Consider the following 15190-nt stretch of genomic DNA (forward strand, 5'->3'; position numbering starts at 1 on the left):
GATTCGTGCAGTCGGGGAACGCGGATGAATAGCTGGTTGTCCTTGAGGACCGCTTTGGCGTGGTGTCTGGCGGCGTCGTTGCTGGCGTTCGCTCAATCCGCGCAGGCCGCCAAGCGCGTCGCGCTGGTCATCGGCAACAACGACTACAGGAACGTTCCAAAACTTCAGAAGGCGGTCAACGACGCCCGCACCATGGGCGATACGCTGAAGCAGCTCGGCTTTTCCGTGATGGTGGCGGAGAACCAGACGCGGGCGGCGTTCAGCCAGACGCTGCTGGCGTTCGACAAGGCGGTCGAGCCCGGCGACACCGCGTTCTTCTTCTACGCCGGCCACGGCTTTGAGATCGCCGGACAGAACTTTCTGTTGCCGACCGACGTGCCCGCGGCGACCGAGGGCCAGGAAGAACTGGTGCGCGACGCCTCGATCCTGGCAGACCGCGTCATCGAACGGCTGCAGAACAAGAAGGCGCGTACCGCCATTCTGGTGTTCGACGCCTGCCGCAACAATCCGTTCGAACGCGCCGGCACCCGCGCGGTCGCCGGCGGCGGCGGTCTGGCGCCGATGACGCAATTGCCGGAGGGCGTGTTCTCGGTATTTTCGGCGGGCCCGCGGCAGACCGCGCTCGACCGGCTCTCCAACAACGACGACAATCCCAATTCGGTGTTCACGCGGACCTTCGCCAGGGAGCTGACGCAGCCCGGCGCCAATCTCGTGCAGGTCGCGCAGCGCACCCGGCGCCTCGTCAGCGAGGCGGCGGAGACCGTGCGCCACAAGCAGATCCCGGTTTATTTCGACCAGATGGTCGACGACGTGTTTCTGAACGGCGTTGCGAAGGGGCAGGCCGAAACCGCCGGGGAAACTGCAAAACCCGCCGAGCCCTTGCAGAAGGTCGCTGCCTTGCCGCCGGTGCAGCGCCTTGCGCCGTCGAACGAAAGCGTCAATGCGCCGATCGCCGCATTCTCCCGCCACAATGGCGGCTGGACCGTGGTGTTCTCGATCGCCGATCCGACGCTCGGGATTTCATGGCGGATCGGCGAGACCAGCGAATTCCGCGAGACCGGTTTCATCGACACGCTCGATCCGCGCACCCGCAAGCGGATGCCCAACCCGTCGATCGAATTGCCCGCCGACGCGCTGGCGGCGACGATCCAGGTCCGCTATGTCGACATCCAGGGCGAATTGCAGGGGCCGTTTCCGATCCGGTTCGATCCGGAAGCGGCGCTGATCCGCGACCAGCGCAAGATCCTCGACATGACCGCGACCAGCTGGCTGTCGTTCCGCGAGTTCAACGGGCTCCTGGTCTATTATACCCACCTGATGTCGTATCGCTGCGCGATCCGCGAAGTGCGCGTCGGCATCGATACGGCGATGCCGGACAAGGTGCTGAAGATGCCGCCGTGCGATCCCAGGGATCCCAGCGTCATTCCGCACGAGGCGCAGCCCTACCTGAAGCTCGCGCCCGCGACCAAATCGGTCTCGGTGGAATTGACCTATCGCGACGGCAGCGTTTCCGAGATCAAGAGTTTCAGGCGCTGATCTGATCGGCGAGGGCAAGCCTTGGACGCGAGTTCTACTCCGGAACAACTCCCGCGCACCATCACATCGCGGTGCTGTATCGTCGGCGGCGGCCCGGCCGGCATGATGCTGGGCTATCTGCTCGGCCGCGCTGGCGTTGATACGATCATGCTGGAGAAACACGCCGATTTCTTCCGCGATTTTCGCGGCGACACCGTGCATCCCTCGACGCTGCAGGTGATGGACGAACTCGGGCTGATCGACGGGTTTTTGAAATTGCCGCATCAGCGCTTGCAGAAGTTGGAGGGAATGTTCGGCGGCGAGCGGGTGCGGATCGCCGATTTGCGCCGGCTCCGTGCGAAGTATCCGTTCATCGCCTTCATGCCGCAGTGGGATTTTCTCAACTTCCTGCGCGAGAGCGGCAGGCGGTTCGCTTCGCTCAAGGTGATGATGAGCACCGAGGCGATCGATCTTCTCCATGACGGCGATCGCATCAAAGGCGTGAAGGCGAAGACGCCGGATGGCGTCATCGACATCCGCGCCGATCTCACCATTGCCTGCGACGGCCGCCATTCGTTGGTGCGAGAACGAGCAGGACTTGCGGTCGAGGAAATCGGCGCGCCGATGGATGTATTGTGGTTTCGCGCCGGCAAGCGGGAGGGCGAGACCGAAAACCTGTTCGCGCGCGTCGACCCCGGCAAGATGATGGTGACGTTCGATCGCGGCGACTATTGGCAATGCGCCTACGTCATTCCCAAGGGGCGGTACGACGCGGTGAAGGCGAGGGGGCTGCCGGCCCTGCTCGACGACGTCGCGCGAATGGCGCCGGTCCTCAAATCGGGGCTCGCCGAGGTGAAGGGCTGGGACGACGTCAAGCTGCTGACGGTTGCGATCAACCGGCTGAAGCGCTGGACCCTGCCGGGGCTGCTGTGCATCGGCGACGCCGCGCATGCGATGTCGCCGGTCGGCGGGGTCGGCGTCAACCTCGCGGTGCAGGATGCGGTTGCGACCGCCAACCTCCTGGCGGCGAAGCTGGCGAACGCGTGCCCGTCGGAGGACGAACTCGACGCGGTGCGGCGGCGCCGCGAGTTTCCCGTGCGGATGACGCAGCGGATGCAGGTCGTTGTCCAGAACAGGATCGTCAGCGCCGCGCTGAAGCCGGGCAACGCGCGGATGAAGGTCCCCGCGGTATTGCGGCTGATCAGCGCGGTGCCCTGGCTGCAGGGCATCACCGCGCGGTTCGTCGGCCTTGGGGTGCGGCCGGAGCATGTCCAGTCGCCGCCCGGCGGCTGAGCTGAATGCCGGTCACACAGCAAAAAGCCCCGGCTTGCGCCGGGGCTTGATGTTTGAACGATCCGTGCTTCGTGGCCGTCAGTACTTGGTCAGTACTTGGCAACCACCGGCCCGGCCCAGCCGAAGCGATAGTTGAGGCCGACCTTCACCAGATCGACGGTCTGCCGCACGTCATACTGGAAGGCAGCGCATGCGCAGTTCGGTTGCGGCTGCAAGGTCTCGGTGTGCGTGCCGAAGTCGAGGTGGTTGTACTCCGCCTTCACCGACCAGTTGTTCGTGAAAGCGTACTCGACACCGACGCCAACCATCCAGCCCCAGCGCGTGGAGTCGCTCAGCTGAAGCGGGACGTTCGGCGCTGCGGCGGAGCTGACGAAGAAGGTGTCGTCGGCCCAGGCGCCGCCACCCTTCACGTAGAACAGGGCCCGGTTGGCAGCGATACCGACACGGCCCGCGGCGGTTGCGAAGGCGCGGGTCTCGGAATTGTTGCGGAGCAAAGCGGGTGCCAATGCGTTGGCGTTCGATCCCCTCAGATCGGTCCAGGAGCCATCGACTTCGACGCCGAGCACCCACATTCCGGTCTGGTAGTTGAAGCCCGCTTGCGCGCCGGCGAGCCAGCTTGAACCGGTATGGCCACCCACGGAGATCGGACAGCCCGGGCAACCTCCTGCGATGTTGAGGGGCGTCAGGGGAGCGGCCCAGGCCTTGTCGAACCACGCGCCGCCACCGTGGACGCCGATATAGAAGCCGGTCCAGCTAAACACCGGGGCAGGGGCCACCACGGGCCGGGCCTTGACTGCCATGTCGGCCGCGGAGGCCGCTCCGGTGAAGAGCGCGAAAATGGCAGCCGCTGCCAGTGCAAATTTTTTCACGGAGATGCCCCTTACTTCTTACGAATTTTTTGCCAATGAGCGAAATCTTGGACGTACCCTAAGCGGAATTCGGCCCACCTGTCCGTCACCGATCTGCCACAGGTAAGTGCAATCGACGCTGGCAATGGGGTGACCGCTCACGGAAGCGGACTCCCCGGCGGGGCAGGCTGCCCGGGACCGCTTGCGGGTATCGCACCCAAGCTTCGCAGCTCTCCTAAGTATGCGTGCGTCCGTATGCACGAAGGACCCCCGCAAGGAGACCCGAGTGATTCACGGGCTGCCGTCATTCGCCGATGAGGGCGAGAACGTGTTTGCACGGCGGCCTTGGGGTGCGCGGCCGGACCATGTGCGCTCACCGGACTGTCTGTCCGCCTGATGCCCCGCGCGCTATCGGGGCTCGTGGATGATGATCTCCCCGCAAACAAAAAGCCCCGGACGATGCCGGGGCTTTCGGTTTTTCAGTGGAGCGTCGCTCAGTACTTCGCGACAACCGGGGTTGCCCAGTTGAACTTGTAGCTCAGGCGCGCCCGCACGGTGCTGACGTCAGTGAGCTTGACCGAGGTCGGTCCGTTGTAGACGAAGTCCTGACGATCGAACGATGAGTACAGATATTCGACGCCTGCAATCCAGTTCGAAGCGAACGCCCATTCGGCGCCACCACCAACGATCCAGCCGTTGGACCAGCCGCTCCGGAAAGCATTCGCCGCGGGTGCCAGCGGGATGTAATTGGCTTGGCTCAGATTCGCCGCCGCATAGCCGCCGGTCACGTACAGCAACACGTTCGGCATGGTCATGGGCGAGTAGCCAAGCCGGCCGCGGATCGAAGCCATCTGGTCGTAGTGAACGTGGTAGAGCTCGGTATTGCCAAGTCCCGTCGTGAGGTGGGTGCTGTCCAGATCCATCCAGCTGTAGTCACCCTCGATACCGAACACGATGCGGCTCTGGGTCATGAACTGGCAACCAGCCAGCACGCCGCCGGAGAAACCCGAAGAATCCGTATCGAAGTTGGCCGGATAGTTCGGGATATTGACATTCGAACGGCCCCAGGTTCCGCCGAGCTGGCCGCCGATGTAGCAACCGGACCAGTCATAGAGCGGCGCAACCATCGGCGCGGGGCGGGCCTTGACCGCCATGTCGGCAGCCGAAGCAGCCACGGTGCCCAAGACGAGGGCGGAAATTGCCAGCATAACCTTTTTCATGAGATTCTCCCCTGCGCAGGCAGCGATAAATACGTCTGATCTTTTCTAGCTGGGGAATCGGGAAAATGCTGTCACCCTGACGCAACATGCCGAGGCAAATCGGCGGTTGGCACTCAAATGCCGTTCGCTTAAATACCAGCGCTGTCAGTAGTTTAGCCCATGATCGAGAAGCCGCCATCGACGGGAATAGCTGACCCGGTGACGAAATCGGAGGCGCCTGAGGCAAGAAACACCGCGATGCCCGCGAAGTCGGCGATGGCGCCCCAGCGCGCCGCAGGCGTGCGCGCCAGCACCTTGTCGTGCAGGCCGTCGATCTCAACGCGGGCGCGCCTGGTCAGGTCGGTATCGATCCAGCCCGGCAGAATGGCGTTGACCTGGATGCCGTCGGCGGCCCAGGCCGCCGCGCAGGAGCGGGTGAACTGCACGATGCCGCCCTTGCTGGCGGCGTAGGCCGGCGCAAAACTGGCGCCGAAGATCGACATCATCGAGCCGATATTGATGATCTTGCCGCCGCCTGCGGCCTTCATGGCGGGGTAGGCCGCCTGCGAGCACAGGAACGCGCTGGTGAGGTTGGTCCTGATGACGCTGTCCCATTCCGCGAGCGCGAGCGCGTGCGGGGCCTTGCGGATATTGATGCCGGCATTGTTGACGAGAATGTCGATGCGGCCGAGCTCCTTGCCGACGCGCTCCACCATGGCCGCGACTGCCGGTTGGTCGGTGACGTCGGCTGTGACGGATATCGCCTTGACGCCACGCGTCCTGAGGTCGGCGACCGCAGCGTTCGACTTCGCTTGATCGCGTCCGACCACGGCAATATCGGCGCCGGCTTCTGCCAATCCCCGCGCCATGCCGAGCCCAATGCCGCCATTGCCGCCGGTGACCACAGCCACCTTGCCGCTGAGATCGAACAGTCTTGTTGTCATTGGTGACGTCCTTCTTTCCATCGTCATGGCCGGGCATAGCCGTCCGAAGGACGGCGTCGCTTCCGCTCGCCTATGCCCGGCCATCCACGTCTTTGACCATCATGGCAGCAAGAAAGACGTGGATGCCCGGCACATCTGGCGCGAAGACGCGCTTCGCGCTTTTGGCCGGGCATGACGATTCTCATCTTAATTTTCTACCGCCATCCCTGCCAGATCAGGATCAGTCCGAGCGCGGCCAGCGCCGCGCCGTACCAGGCCCACTGGATCTGGCTGATCATGAAGCTCGATGCCGGCCAGGCGATCACACCGGTGCCCTGGCCGATCCAGAGCAGTCCCATCGCGGATGCAAGGACACCGGCGATCAAAAGCCATCTGCGCATCGCTCTTCCTCGCTGGCCGTGGTCCCGCGGGCAACGCTGCCACCCTGACGTGTGGAAGCAGCGAGGGCAAGGGCGGGGCCGGAGGCTTCCCGGTGGGGCGCTAACAGATCCCACAGGCACAAAAAAGCCCCGGCAATATGCCGGGGCTTTTGAGTTGTTCACTCTCGGGAGAGATCAGTACTTCGCGACGACCGGGCCACCCCAGTTGAAGCGGTAAACCAGCTCGCTGCGGATGCTGTGGGTCCACTTCTTGGAGTCGAGAGACTCAGTAGTGAGCGTATTGGTCGCGGTATTGTAGACGGGGTTGGTCTTGGCATTGAATTCCGAGAACCGGTATTCGGTCTTCCAGAACAGGCCAGGCAGGAAGCTCAGTGCGTACTCGTCGCCGGCGCCGAGGAAGTAACCCTTGTAAGTCTGCTGGTTGATATAATTGACGGATACTGGGGGAACGGCGAGGTTAACGTGGAAATCGGTGCGGTCAAATGTTGCTTCCGTATAACCGCCCGAGAAATAGGTCAGCAGGCTGGGCGTCACCAACCAGCCGATGCGGCCACCGACCGACCACGCGGAACTCAGCTTCTCGTCGCCGTACAAGTTCGAAACGGGATAGTTGAGCGTGCCCTTCATGCTGGCGAAGTCGTAGTCGCCGAAGACGCCAACCACAAAGCTGGTGCCCAGCGCAGGGAACTGATAGTCGCAGCCCGCCTGCACGGTCCCGAGATAGCCCCGACCGCCGGTCGTCGCGGTTTCGGTAAGTCGGTTTCTGACGCCGGGCGTGCGGTCGTCATAACGGGTGTTTTCCTGGTTCCACATGCCGAAACCGAAGCCGCCGCCGACGTAGCAGCCGGTCCAGTTGACCACCGCCGCGACCGGCACGGGAGCCTTGGTGTAGGCGCGGGGCGCCATATCGGCGGCAAGCGCCGATCCGGTAAATGCCGCGAACGCTGACAATGTGACGACCAGTTTCTTCATCTCAATTCCCCAGTAAATAAGCGGTCGACCCAGACCAGCGTTAAATTCGCGCGTTTAGAATCTCAAACTGTCAGGGAACTATAGCCAGTTTCATCCGAAAAGCTGTGTCTGGGGGAACACACCCGTCCGAAAACACGCATGCGGAAAGTCAGCAAACTGGGCCGATATCGAGAAAAATCGGCACCAAACTACGGTCGCCACATTGACGCGCGCCCGGCGAGGGCACGGCTGGATGCCTCGGTTGGAGGAGGGCACCATCATCTCCAAGCAAAAAAGCCCCGGGCGATGCCGGGGCTTTTGAGATGCTCAAGTCCAGGAGAGATCAGTACTTCGCGACGACCGGACCACCCCAGTTGAAGCGGTAAACCAGCTCGCTGCGGATGGAGTGGGTGTACTTCTTGGAGTCAATTGAACTGTCGGCGTACGTATTGGTCGCCGTAGTATAGACGGGGTTGGTCTTGGTATTGAATTCCGAGAACCGATATTCGGTCTTCCAGAACAGGCCGGGCAGGAAGCTCAGTGCGTACTCGTCGCCGGCCCCCAAGAAGTAACCCTTGTAAGTCTGCTGGTTGATATAATTGACGGATACCGGTGGAACGGCGAGGTTAACGTGGAAATCGGTGCGATCAAATGTCGCTTCCGTATAACCGCCCGAGAAATAGGTCAGCAGGCTGGGCGTCACCAACCAGCCGATGCGGCCACCGACCGACCATGCGGAGCTCAGCTTCTCGTCGCCGTACAAGGTCGAAACGGGATAGTTGAGCGTGCCCTTCATGCTGGCGAAGTCGTAGTCACCGAAGACGCCAACCACAAAGCCGGTGCCCAGCGCCGGAAACTGATAGTCGCAACCGGCCTGCACGGTCCCGAGATAGCCCCGACCTCCGGTCGTCGCGGTTTCGCCGGCTTGGACTCTGACGCCGGGCGCGACGTCGTTGTAACGGGTGTTTTCCTGGTTCCACATGCCGAAACCGAAGCCGCCGCCGACGTAGCAGCCGGTCCAGTTGACGACCGCCGCGACCGGTACCGGAGCTTTGGTGTAGGCGCGGGGTGCCATATCGGCGGCAAGCGCCGATCCGGAAAATGCCGCGAACGCGGACAACGTGACGACCAGCTTCTTCATCTCAATTCCCCAGTTGATAGGCGGTCGGCCGTAACCAGCGTCAAATTCGCGCGTTTAGAATCTCAAACTGTCAGGAAACTATAACCAGTCTCATCCGAAAAGCTGTGTCTGGGGGAACACACCCCTCCGAAAACGACGCATGTGGAAAGTCAGCAAACCCGGCTGATATCGGGGTAAATTGGCTCCGGGATAGCCAAATACGGCATCGCAGCGGCGACCTAGACGTCCAGCAAATCCTCACTGGCGAATTCGGCCTTGTCGGAAATGAAGGCAAAGCGCGCTTCCGCCTTGGAGCCCATCAGCCGCTCGACCGAATCGGCGGTGCCCTCGCGGTCGTCGGCCAACAGCACCACGCGCAGCAACGTGCGCTTGGCCGGATCCATGGTGGTTTCCTTGAGCTGCGCCGGCATCATTTCGCCGAGGCCCTTGAAGCGGCCGACATCGACCTTGGCGTTGGCGTTGAATTCGCTCTTCAGGAGCTGATCCTTGTGGGCGTCGTCGCGGGCGTAGACCGTCTTTGAACCGTGGGTGAGGCGGTAGAGCGGCGGCACCGCGAGATAGAGGTGGCCCTCGTCGATCAGCCGCGGCATCTGCCGGTAGAAGAATGTGATCAGCAACGAGGCGATATGCGCGCCGTCGACGTCGGCGTCGGTCATGACGATGATACGGGCGTAGCGCAGGTCCTCTTCGCGGTAGTTCGCGCCGGTGCCGCAGCCGATCGCCTGCATCAGGTCGGCAAGCTGCGCATTGGCGATGAGCTTGTCCTTGGTGGCGGAGGCGACGTTGAGAATCTTGCCGCGCAGGGGAAGGATCGCCTGGGTCTTGCGGTCGCGCGCCTGCTTGGCGCTGCCGCCGGCCGAGTCGCCTTCGACGATGAACAGCTCGGAGCCTTCGGCGGCTGAATTGGTGCAGTCGGAGAGCTTGCCCGGCAAGCGCGCTTTCTTCGTCGCAGTCTTGCGCGAGATTTCCTTCTCGGCGCGGCGGCGCAGCCGCTCGTCGGCGCGCTCAATGACGAAATCCAGGAGCTTGTTGGCTTGCAGCGGATTGCCCGACAGCCAGTGGTCGAACGGGTCCTTGATCGCCTGCTCGACGATGCGCTGGGCTTCTGATGTGGCGAGGCGGTCCTTGGTCTGGCCCTGGAATTCCGGCTCGCGCACGAACACGCTGAGCATCACGGCGGCGCCGACCATGACGTCTTCCGAGGTGATGGAAGCGGCGCGCTTGCCCTGGCCGACGCGTTCGGCGTGGTCCTTCAGGCCGCGCAGCAGCGCGCTGCGCATGCCGGATTCGTGGGTGCCGCCATCCTGCGTCGGCACGGTGTTGCAATAGGAGGACAGGAAACCGTCGGCATCCGCGGTCCACGCCACCGCCCATTCGCAGGCGCCATGGGCGCCGACCCGGCCCGACTTGCCGGAGAAGATATCCGGATGCACCAGGGTGTCGGCATGAACGGCCGCGGCGAGATAATCCTTCAATCCGCCGGCGAAATGAAAGCTGTCCTCGGCCGGCACGCCCTCGATGCCCTTCAGCAAGGCCGGATCGCAGCGCCAGCGGATTTCGACGCCGCCGAACAGATAGGCCTTGGAGCGCGCCATCTTGAACAGCCGCTGCGGCTTGAAGGCGGCCTTGGCGCCGAAAATCTCGGTATCCGGCTTGAAGCGGATGCGGGTGCCGCGGCGGTTGTTGATCTTGCCGAGATCCTCGAGCTTGCCCTTGGGATGGCCGCGCTCGAAACTCATCCGATAGAGCTTCTGGCTGCGGGCGACCTCGACCTCGAGCCGCGAGGACAGCGCGTTCACCACGGACACGCCGACGCCGTGCAGACCGCCTGACGTCTCATAGACCTTGGAGTCGAATTTGCCGCCGGAGTGCAGCGTGCACATGATGACTTCGAGCGCGGACTTCTTCGGAAATTTCGGATGCGGGTCGACCGGAATGCCGCGGCCGTTGTCCGACACGGTCAGAAACCCGTCGGCGGAAAGCTCCACCTCGATGAAGGAGGCATGGCCCGCCAGCGCCTCGTCCATGGAATTGTCGATCACTTCCGCGAACAGGTGGTGCAGCGCCTTCTCGTCGGTGCCGCCGATATACATGCCGGGCCGGCGGCGCACCGGTTCGAGGCCTTCGAGCACCTCGATATCGGCCGCGGTGTAGCCGGCTTCGGCGCTGGAGGCGCGCGAGGCGACCTTGAGCGGGGCGCGGCCCTTCGGCGCCGCGGCCCCGAATAGATCGTCACCGGATTTGGTTTTTGCAGCAGATTTCAATGGCTTGGACATGGTTCTTCATATGTTGCGCGCGCGTCGGGCGCGGCGAATCGGTTTCTCTGACTATGCCACGGATGAGCTCAAAAAGTGACGGCGGGCGGCATCCATAACGTCGCCAGCCGCAAATCCGCCCGGGACGCGCGAGGTCAGCAGCTTTGCCGCCCGGAGGCGGAGCGCAATTAACAGTACCCAACGCTATCGCGAACGGCCCCTTGCATTCGCGCTGCGGTTGCGTGAAAGATTTTCGCGGGGGAATTTTCAATGATCAGATTGCTTGTGGCCGCGGCGATCGCATCGCCGTGCATCGGCTGCGCCTCGGTGACGCGCGGAACGACCGAGAACATTTCGATTTCGTCGACGCCGGCGGGCGCCACTGCCGAAATATCCGGACTCGACAATCCAATGACCTGCGTGACGCCCTGCGTGGTCCAGGCCAAGCGCAGCGCCGACATCACCGTTACGCTCAACAAGGAGGGATACGAGCCACAGGTCATCCCCCTGACCAAGGAGATTCCCGGCACCGGCGCGGCAGGCTTCGCGGGCAATGTTCTGCTGGGTGGGCTGGTCGGCATGGGCGTGGATGCCGTCACCGGCGCTGCGCTGGATCACAAGCCAAATCCGGTGATCGTGACCTTGCAGCCGGTTGCGCCGGCGCCTCCGCGCGCGACCAAGCCGCGGTCGCCGAAACGGCCGCCGCCGCCTCAGAGCTGAGGGCGGCAGTTAGCCCCGATACGAGGAGCTCACGCGCAGTCCCCGCCTTTGTGACTTGATGTCACGGAAGGGGTTGGCTTACCTGTCCTCCGGCATCGGAATCCCAAAAAGGTCCGATGTCCCGCTCGATCAGGTTGGCAGCCGGGGAAGGCTCTCTAGACATGGAAGATTTTACGCGCACCTTGGCTGACTTCGTGCGCGATCATCAGGCCTGGGCCGCTCCCATCGTGCTCCTGCTCGCATTCGGCGAATCGCTCGCCTTCATCTCGCTGGTGGTCCCGGCCTGGGGGGCATTGGTTGCGATCGGCGCGCTGATCGGGGTCAGCGGCATCAGCTTCTGGCCGGTGTGGCTGGCGGGCGGGATTGGCGCTGCGCTCGGCGATTGGCTCTCCTACTGGGTTGGCTTCCGGTACAAGGAGCACGTCGCCGAGATGTGGCCGCTGTCGCGCTACCCGGGGATCCTGGAGCGCGGCGAGGTCTTTGTGAAGGACTGGGGCGTGCCGAGCATCTTCATCGGGCGATTTTTCGGACCGCTGCGGGCTTCGGTCCCGCTCGCGGCCGGCATATTCGAGATGCCTTACTGGCAATTTCAAATCGCCAATTTCGTATCCGCGCTGGTCTGGTCGGCGGTACTGCTGCTGTTTGGCGACGTGATGGCGCTGACCGCCGGATGGCTTTGGCGGGCGGTGTAGGTTTTGACCCTCTCCATTTGGTGTTGGAGAGGGTCAGCACCGTCGCGATCCCGGTTTACAGCGCCGGATTCCAAAGCGCTGGAACCCAGCGATAGCCGTTCCCGTCCTTTTCCACTCGCACGAGTCCGGGGAAACCGGCATGGAACGCCTGGATCGGCATCTTTTCCGCAATCGCCATGTCATAAAGCTTGCGCCGTGTCTCGACGGCGAGCGGTTTGTCGACATCAAACAGCAACTGCCAATGGGGATTCTTCACGAACAGGAAGGCGGCCCCGGCAGTGATATCGACCTGCACCAGCAATTTTTCCGAGCCGGACGCAACGATGAAAGAGGTATGGCCCGGCGTATGACCGGGGCTGGCGAGGGAGGTGATGCCCGGAGCAATCTCCTTGCCGGCGTCATACTGCGTCACCTTGCGGCCGAGAGCATCGAACACGCGCCGCGAATTCTTGAAGTTGCCTTCCAGAATGGGATTTCCGGCGCCCTTGTTCATCTCGCCGTCGTCCATCCAGAATTTCCACTCGGCTGATGGCACCATGATCTCGGCATTCGGGTAAGCGGCCTTGTTGTCCGCGGTCAGGAGCCCGTTGATGTGGTCTCCGTGAAAATGCGAGATGATCACCGTATCGACGCTGTTGCGGTCGATGCCTGCTGCCGCGAGATTGGTCTGAAACTGTCCGACCCTGCCTTTGCTTTGTTCGAAGGTGGCCGGACCGAGACCCGTATCCACCACCACAAGCTTCGACCCGGTGTTGATAACAATTGGGCTGTAGCTGTGGGTCGCTTTGTCCGGGGGCAGATAGTTGTCCTCGAAGAGCTTGCTGACCTCGTCCTTCGATGCATTGGCAACATAATTGTCGGGTCGGGGGGTAACGGTAATTCCGTCGGACACGACCGTGATCTGGTGCGTGCCGATCTTGTACCGGTAGAAACTCGGAGCTTGTTTGTCGGCTAACGGCGCGTTGGCGCGGGCTGATGTTATGCCGGCGAGCGGAACAACGGTGGTTGCAGCGACGCCGACCAGGGCCGCACGGCGGGTGAGTTCTATCATTTGTGGTGTCCTCGTGTTGGTGGCGACATGAAGTCGAAGAGATAGCCGGTCTGGAGAGATTCCACTCGTTCCGGGGCTTAAAACCCCCGGTCCGTTCGAAAATTCCGGTTCATTTTTAGAGACTTTTGAGGCGGGACACGACGGGTGGCGATCACGTTCGCTGGTGTTGAACTGCAGGACGGTACACGCAACGTTACGTTTGGCTTGACCCCGGGATCGCCCGGCCTTATAGCCCCGCCCCATGATCAACGCCGCGACCATCGTTTTCGCTCGCCGCCGCCGCAGTTTCGCGGTATGGGCGGACGTTTGCGTCTGAGATTGTCGCCCCTGCCGCCGGATCCGGTCCGCGGCATTTACTTCACTGCAGCGTGATCTGACCCGGCGGCTCCCAACGTCAAGCCGGAGTCCGAAGATGTACACGCCTCCCATGTTCAAGACCGATCGCGCCGCAAGCCTGGCCTTTGCGGAAGCGCGCGGATTCGGCACGGTCTGCGCGTGGAACGGCTCGCGGCCGGTCGCGTCCTCGCTGCCGTTCTTTCTCACTTCGGCCGATGACGGCACGCCGCAGGCGCTGTTTCACGTTGCGCGCCATAATCCGCTGGCGAGCCTAGCGGACGGGGCATCGCCCTGGCTGATGGCCGTCAACGGCGCCGACGCCTATGTGTCGCCGGACTGGTACGCCTCGCCGGATCAGGTGCCGACCTGGCTTTATAAGGCGGTGCATCTCACCGGCACCGTGCGGCCGTTGTCCGGCGATGAACTCGGCCGGCATCTCGACGCCCTGAGCGCCAGGTTCGAGGGCCAGCTGGCGCCGAAACCGCCATGGCTGTCCTCGAAGATGACGGCAGGCCGCCTGGATGCGATGAAGAAGGCGATCGTGGGTCTTGTCATGACGGTCGAAGAGGTCGAGGGCAGTTTTAAGCTCAACCAGCACAAATCCGACGCCGACCATGTGGCGATTGCGGCCGGGCTGTCCCGGCAGCCGGAGGCCGCGGCGCAGGTTCTGGCAAACGAAATGCGCGCATTGCGTCCGCAATTGTTCGAGAGCCAGACGACACCATTGGATGCTAAGACGACATCGGAAGGAGCGAAGTGATGAGCAGCAAGAAGAAGATCGGCATTCTCGGCGCCTCCGGCTACACCGGCGCCGACGCGGTGCGCCTGTTGGCGCGGCACCCTGATGCCGAAATCACCGCGCTCACCGCCAACACGCATGCGGGCAAGGCGATGGACGAGGTGTTTCCGCATTTCTTCATGCTCGACCTGCCGAAGCTGGTGGAATGGGAAAAGGTCGACTGGGCCAAGCTCGATGCGGTGTTCTGCGGGCTGCCGCATGGCACCACGCAGGAGATCATCGCCGCCGTGCTGGCGGCCAATCCCAACATCAAGATCCTCGATATGTCGGCGGATTTCCGGCTCCGCGACATGAAAACCTACGCGCAATGGTACGGCCATGAGCACCGCGCGCCAAAGCTTCAGGGGGAGGCCGTCTACGGCCTGACCGAATTCTATCGCGAGAAGATCGCGGCGGCGCGGCTCGTCGCCTGTCCCGGCTGCTATCCGACCGCGGCACTGCTGGCGTTGGTCCCGCTTGCGAAGGCAAAATTGATCGACGTCGACGACATCGTCATCGACGCGAAATCGGGCGTCACCGGCGCCGGGCGCGGCCTCAAGCAGAACACGCTGTTCAGCGAAGCCGGCGAGGGGCTCTCGCCCTATTCGGTCGGCACCCACCGGCACTCGCCGGAGATCGAGCAGGAGATCGGCGCCGCCGCAGGCAGCAACGTGACCGTCAATTTCACGCCGCATCTCATTCCGATGAGCCGGGGCGAGCTCTGCACGTCCTATGTCAGGCTCAATGGCGCCAGCCCCGACGATCTGCGGGCGGCGCTGGCTGCGGCCTACAAGGACGAGCCGTTCGTGCATGTGGCGAAGAAGGGCGTGATGCCGCAGACCCAGAACGTGCGCGGCTCGAACTACGTGCAGGTCGGCGTGTTCGCCGACCGCATCAAGAACCGCGCCATCGTCATCTCGGTGCTCGACAATCTGGTGAAGGGCTCGGCCGGGCAGGCGATCCAGAACATGAACCTGATGTTCGGGCTTCCGGAAACCGCCGGGCTGGAGCAGATCGCGCTGTTCCCGTGAGCGGGAGTGCCCCGGACGCGGTGCAGCGTGTTACGCTGTTCCGCGTCCGGGATACG

General features: G+C 63.1%; 14 protein-coding genes. 6 read left to right on the plus strand and 8 right to left on the minus strand.

Going from position 1 to position 15190, the window contains the following annotated elements; genetic code table 11:
* The first annotated feature begins 24 nt into the window (after nucleotides 1–24).
* The gene (locus KMZ68_RS12725) at nucleotides 25–1536 is read left to right on the plus strand and encodes a caspase family protein (protein ID WP_215616086.1); all 1512 of its coding nucleotides are present in this window, start codon (nucleotides 25–27) and stop codon (nucleotides 1534–1536) included.
* A gap of 21 nt (nucleotides 1537–1557) precedes the next feature.
* Nucleotides 1558–2808 (plus strand): FAD-dependent oxidoreductase, encoded by a 1251-nt coding sequence (locus tag KMZ68_RS12730; protein ID WP_215616087.1) that lies wholly within the window; start codon nucleotides 1558–1560, stop codon nucleotides 2806–2808.
* 89 nt (nucleotides 2809–2897) lie between these two features.
* On the opposite strand, the gene KMZ68_RS12735 is transcribed toward KMZ68_RS12730, so the two are convergent.
* The 7 genes from KMZ68_RS12735 to parE form a co-directional block, all read right to left on the minus strand.
* Entirely contained in the window at nucleotides 2898–3677 is a 780-nt protein-coding gene (locus tag KMZ68_RS12735; protein WP_215616088.1) for an outer membrane protein, read from the minus strand.
* Nucleotides 3678–4150: 473 nt separating this feature from the next.
* Nucleotides 4151–4876 carry an outer membrane protein gene (locus KMZ68_RS12740; protein WP_215616089.1) on the minus strand — a complete coding sequence of 242 codons (726 nt, stop codon included), beginning with the start codon at nucleotides 4874–4876 and terminating at the stop codon, nucleotides 4151–4153.
* A 152-nt stretch (nucleotides 4877–5028) separates the two neighbouring features.
* Nucleotides 5029–5799 carry an SDR family NAD(P)-dependent oxidoreductase gene (locus KMZ68_RS12745; RefSeq protein ID WP_215616090.1) on the minus strand — a complete coding sequence of 257 codons (771 nt, stop codon included), beginning with the start codon at nucleotides 5797–5799 and terminating at the stop codon, nucleotides 5029–5031.
* A gap of 194 nt (nucleotides 5800–5993) precedes the next feature.
* Nucleotides 5994–6179 carry a hypothetical protein gene (locus KMZ68_RS12750; RefSeq protein WP_215616091.1) on the minus strand — a complete coding sequence of 62 codons (186 nt, stop codon included), beginning with the start codon at nucleotides 6177–6179 and terminating at the stop codon, nucleotides 5994–5996.
* Nucleotides 6180–6353: 174 nt separating this feature from the next.
* Nucleotides 6354–7151, minus strand: a complete 798-nt coding sequence (locus KMZ68_RS12755) for an outer membrane protein (protein ID WP_215616092.1) — start codon at nucleotides 7149–7151, stop codon at nucleotides 6354–6356.
* 322 nt (nucleotides 7152–7473) lie between these two features.
* On the minus strand, nucleotides 7474–8271 hold the full coding sequence (locus tag KMZ68_RS12760) for an outer membrane protein (RefSeq protein ID WP_215616093.1): 798 nt from the start codon (nucleotides 8269–8271) through the stop codon (nucleotides 7474–7476).
* 218 nt (nucleotides 8272–8489) lie between these two features.
* Complete coding sequence (parE, locus tag KMZ68_RS12765; RefSeq protein ID WP_215616094.1) at nucleotides 8490–10547, minus strand: DNA topoisomerase IV subunit B; 2058 nt, start codon at nucleotides 10545–10547, stop codon at nucleotides 8490–8492.
* 249 nt (nucleotides 10548–10796) lie between these two features.
* Between parE and KMZ68_RS12770 the strand changes: the two genes are divergently transcribed.
* A complete protein-coding gene (locus KMZ68_RS12770) occupies nucleotides 10797–11246 on the plus strand; it encodes a PEGA domain-containing protein (protein WP_215616095.1) in 450 nt (149 codons plus the stop codon).
* A gap of 161 nt (nucleotides 11247–11407) precedes the next feature.
* The gene (locus KMZ68_RS12775) at nucleotides 11408–11938 is read left to right on the plus strand and encodes a DedA family protein (RefSeq protein ID WP_215616313.1); all 531 of its coding nucleotides are present in this window, start codon (nucleotides 11408–11410) and stop codon (nucleotides 11936–11938) included.
* Nucleotides 11939–11993: 55 nt separating this feature from the next.
* Here the strand turns inward: KMZ68_RS12775 and KMZ68_RS12780 are convergent, their stop codons facing one another.
* Entirely contained in the window at nucleotides 11994–12986 is a 993-nt protein-coding gene (locus KMZ68_RS12780; protein ID WP_371741474.1) for an MBL fold metallo-hydrolase, read from the minus strand.
* A gap of 415 nt (nucleotides 12987–13401) precedes the next feature.
* Here KMZ68_RS12780 and KMZ68_RS12785 point away from each other — a divergent pair, with 415 nt between their 5' ends.
* Together KMZ68_RS12785 and argC are read left to right on the plus strand one after the other, a co-directional pair.
* A complete protein-coding gene (locus KMZ68_RS12785; protein ID WP_215616097.1) occupies nucleotides 13402–14085 on the plus strand; it encodes an FMN-binding negative transcriptional regulator in 684 nt (227 codons plus the stop codon).
* Nucleotides 14085–15134, plus strand: a complete 1050-nt coding sequence (gene argC, locus KMZ68_RS12790; RefSeq protein ID WP_215616098.1) for an N-acetyl-gamma-glutamyl-phosphate reductase — start codon at nucleotides 14085–14087, stop codon at nucleotides 15132–15134. Before KMZ68_RS12785 ends, argC begins: the two co-directional genes overlap by 1 nt.
* The last annotated feature ends 56 nt before the right edge of the window (nucleotides 15135–15190 follow it).

It is taken from the genome of Bradyrhizobium sediminis (assembly GCF_018736105.1).
Classification (GTDB): Bacteria; Pseudomonadota; Alphaproteobacteria; order Rhizobiales; family Xanthobacteraceae; genus Bradyrhizobium.

Coding starts and splice junctions, on each gene's coding strand:
- KMZ68_RS12725 (WP_215616086.1), top strand. CDS start 25: ATGAATAGCTGGTTGTCCTTGAGGACCGCTTTGGCGTGGTGTCTGGCG.
- KMZ68_RS12740 (WP_215616089.1), bottom strand. CDS start 4,876: ATGAAAAAGGTTATGCTGGCAATTTCCGCCCTCGTCTTGGGCACCGTG.
- KMZ68_RS12745 (WP_215616090.1), bottom strand. CDS start 5,799: ATGACAACAAGACTGTTCGATCTCAGCGGCAAGGTGGCTGTGGTCACC.
- KMZ68_RS12750 (WP_215616091.1), bottom strand. CDS start 6,179: ATGCGCAGATGGCTTTTGATCGCCGGTGTCCTTGCATCCGCGATGGGA.
- KMZ68_RS12755 (WP_215616092.1), bottom strand. CDS start 7,151: ATGAAGAAACTGGTCGTCACATTGTCAGCGTTCGCGGCATTTACCGGA.
- KMZ68_RS12760 (WP_215616093.1), bottom strand. CDS start 8,271: ATGAAGAAGCTGGTCGTCACGTTGTCCGCGTTCGCGGCATTTTCCGGA.
- parE (WP_215616094.1), bottom strand. CDS start 10,547: ATGTCCAAGCCATTGAAATCTGCTGCAAAAACCAAATCCGGTGACGAT.
- KMZ68_RS12770 (WP_215616095.1), top strand. CDS start 10,797: ATGATCAGATTGCTTGTGGCCGCGGCGATCGCATCGCCGTGCATCGGC.
- KMZ68_RS12775 (WP_215616313.1), top strand. CDS start 11,408: ATGGAAGATTTTACGCGCACCTTGGCTGACTTCGTGCGCGATCATCAG.
- KMZ68_RS12785 (WP_215616097.1), top strand. CDS start 13,402: ATGTACACGCCTCCCATGTTCAAGACCGATCGCGCCGCAAGCCTGGCC.
- argC (WP_215616098.1), top strand. CDS start 14,085: ATGAGCAGCAAGAAGAAGATCGGCATTCTCGGCGCCTCCGGCTACACC.